Source organism: Corynebacterium sp. J010B-136, assembly GCF_002967075.1.
GTDB lineage: Bacteria > Actinomycetota > Actinomycetes > Mycobacteriales > Mycobacteriaceae > Corynebacterium.
Map to the genome: position 1 here is coordinate 1 of NZ_PUGE01000026.1, position 433 is coordinate 433.

Below are 433 nucleotides of genomic sequence, written 5' to 3' on the forward strand. Positions count from 1 at the left end.
GCCCTGGAGCGTGGTGATAGATGGTGAAGTCGCAAAGCCTGGGCGCTATGCCCTGGAGGACTTCATGAAACCCTATGAATTGGAAGAGCGCATCTACCGCCTGCGTTGTGTCGAGGCATGGTCCATGGTGATTCCGTGGATAGGCTTTCCCATCTCGGCGTTGCTCAAGCAGGTCGAGCCTACCTCTAAAGTCAAGTACATCCGTTTTGAAACCCTTCAGGATCCCAAGAGCATGCCTGGGCAACGCTCAAGTTTCGGCTTGATCGACTGGCCTTATGTGGAAGGGCTGCGCCTGGATGAGGCGATGAATCCGCTGGCGATCCTGGCTGTGGGTATGTATGGGCGGGAGTTGCCCAACCAGAATGGTGCGCCTTTGCGTTTGGTGGTGCCGTGGAAGTATGGCTTCAAGAGTGTGAAGTCCATCGTGCGGATC

Annotated in this window: 1 protein-coding gene; it reads left to right on the top strand. The window is 55.9% G+C overall.

Going from position 1 to position 433, the window contains the following annotated elements:
* Positions 1-433 (top strand): protein-methionine-sulfoxide reductase catalytic subunit MsrP (gene msrP, locus C5Y44_RS13200; protein WP_105325349.1); only part of this gene is annotated, 433 nt, incomplete at both ends.